Genomic DNA, 2,828 nt, shown 5'->3' with positions numbered 1-2,828 from the left:
CTCCCCCTAAAACACAACCCTTCCACCAACATTAAAACCTAAGCCAAAGTTTTTATCAAACACACTGCTTTGCACACTTAAGCTTCCATTTAAATACCATCTGCCAAAGCTATACTCCCCACCACCTGTAAGAAATACATATGATCGATAACCTTGAGCTTTATAACTCATATTAAAGTTATTTGTAGAATCACCTATAATAGTATTTACATAGCCAGTAGAATCTACATTATTTTGCAATATAACCACATCTTGCTTTAATTGTGCCACAACAAAAACATAACTTTGATTTGCAAAATATTTACGACCATCTACACCTATATTTACACTTAAAGATTGTCGTAGATTATCATTTGTATTCATGGCAAATATAGGTGTATTATTGCTTTGTCTTTTAAAATTACCTGAACCTAGAATATAATAAGATAATCCTGCAAAAGGTTTTACTATATAACCCTTTTTGATTAAGAAAGCATAGCCATAGGTTGTATTTAATTCTATATTAGAAAGCGTATAGCTATATGCGTCTCTAAAGAGATCAAGTAAATCCAAATTATTGATTTGAGAGTTTTGTCTCTCATGTGTGAAACTAAATGCAGTATTTAGTGTTGCATCTATTTCATGATTCTCAATAAAAGTTCTTGTATAAAGCCCAGCAAACATATTATTTGAATTATTTGAGGTAAAGCCATTATTGCTTCCATTAAAGATACCATAGCCATAACCCCCATAAGCACCAAATGCAGTTTGCAAACTATCTACAAAATAATCATATCCAGCATTAAAACCATAGAGTTGGGCTGTTCCTGTATTTGAGAAGTTAAGATTACCTAGCGTATTCACCCACGCATGATTTGGATACTCTTCTCTTTTATTAAACCTCATAATTAAATCTGCTAATGTATCAAACCATACCTCATTCACAGCAGAATCACTTGTAACATCACTCTGTATATTTGTTGCTCCATGAGCAACATCATTTAATGCCAAGCTCGCCATACTGCTATTATTGTATGCTGTATTTGCATTTACCACATTATTAACAGCTGCCATTCTAGAATCTAGACTTGCATAACGTATCTTTTCTGCTTCTTTTAATGCAGCTTCTAAATTCTTTTGATAGCTTTGCATAGCTATCCAGCTACTCGCATTACCATGCATACTTGCTACTCGCACTAAACGATTAAGTTTTGCACTTTCCATGGATAATGTTAAGGTATGCAGAGTTGATGCTTTATTTTCAAGGTTTGATACATGATTTAGTGCTGTATCTAATGTTCTACCTACTTCTAAGAAATATGCTAGATTCCTTGATGCAGCAAGTGTTTGATCTAGATTGATTAAAAACACAAGTGAAGATTTTTCATCATAAAAGAGTGTTTTTAAAATCTCATAACTATTTGCACTCTCGTTTTTGATTGCATTAATCCATGAGTTATTCCCACCTGCTTCCATATATAAAGCACAATCAAATGTGCTAGATCCTGCATGACATAAAGGATTCTCAGTATTCCCTTCTATAAAGTCATTGATATCTACTTTATTAATTGTAAAACCTATTGTTGTATCATTCACAATCTTTTCTATATCAATATATTTACCATCAATGCTACCACCCTTATATGTTAAAGCAAAACTATTTTTCATTTTTTCTTGTGCATAATCATAGCCTCTATCTGCCTCACTTGCATTGGGACCATCACCAAAACCACAATACCCATTCTCTTTGCAAGCTTCTTGCTTGTCTTGTCCGCTTGGCTTTTGTATGAGATTACCCTCATTATCATTAGAACCTATTTCATTCTCTATTAAATCACCATTAGAACCACTTTGAGCCTTATCCATATCCCACGGGTTTTTGTAACCATTGATTGTAAAATCTGTTTCTTGTTGTGTATTGCCATCACTTCCTGTTTGGCAATTTGCATTTTGGCATTTATCATTACCATCTTTATGTGTTGTGCTAATACTTGCACTCCCATTATTTTTACTAAAGGTTGTTGTATAATCACCATATGTGTAAGTATAATTTATAGAACCACCATTATTGACTGCAACTAGATTATATTGCTTACCATTATTGCTGCTATTACCCAGATTTGCCAATGTAGCAGCATCTGCTATATCTGCTTGAAAGGCTCCTGCTGTGCCAGGTGATATATCAAATGTTGTATTACCGCTTATAATCATACTGCCATTTTTTACTTCAGTGGTAGCATTACTTGGATCAGATTGGATTCTAAAAATAAGTCTTCCTTGATTGTTAAATGTCCCACTAACAGATATAGTTCCATTTGCACCTATATCTATTGCATTATAATTGTTAAGATTACCGCTAATAGATAGAGTTGGCTTATCACCACTTACAAATCCAGCATCTAGTAAAATCTTTCCATAATTATTCAATGCGCCTTGTGTAAGTGCTGTTTGCTCTATTAAGACATTACCACCATTTGTAGCGGTATTGCCAATTGCAATATTCCCATTACTTGCATCAATATTAGGCAGTATGAGATAGTGTTTACCATCACTTGTAGTTACATATGTACCACTTGCATTCTTATAATCTGTTACATTTGCATTGCTATTTTCTTGGGCTTTGTTAATGAGATCTGCTATCTCACTGCCACTCATATTTTTTAGCTCTTCAGAATCTACATTCACATTAAGATATTTACTAAAATCTTGATTTACTGCTTCATTGCCACTTAATTCAATATTCATAACACCACTATGCTTACTAGAATCTTTGATGTGTAGAAGCTCATTGACATTTAAAGCATTGGCAACTATTTTAGTGTTAGATGCGATTGCTGTTTGTCCTTTTT

1 protein-coding gene is annotated in these 2,828 nt (G+C 33.4%); it reads right to left on the bottom strand.

Annotation, left to right across the window (positions count from 1 at the left end; all coding sequences use genetic code 11):
* Positions 1 to 6: 6 nt before the first annotated feature.
* Positions 7 to 2,828 (bottom strand): autotransporter outer membrane beta-barrel domain-containing protein (locus LS81_RS10600; protein ID WP_034347904.1); only part of this gene is annotated, 2,822 nt, incomplete at its 5' end.

Origin of the sequence: Helicobacter trogontum, assembly GCF_000765905.2 — a bacterium.
Classification (GTDB): domain Bacteria; phylum Campylobacterota; class Campylobacteria; order Campylobacterales; family Helicobacteraceae; genus Helicobacter_A; species Helicobacter_A trogontum.
This window is presented reverse-complemented; position numbering and strand designations above follow the sequence as displayed.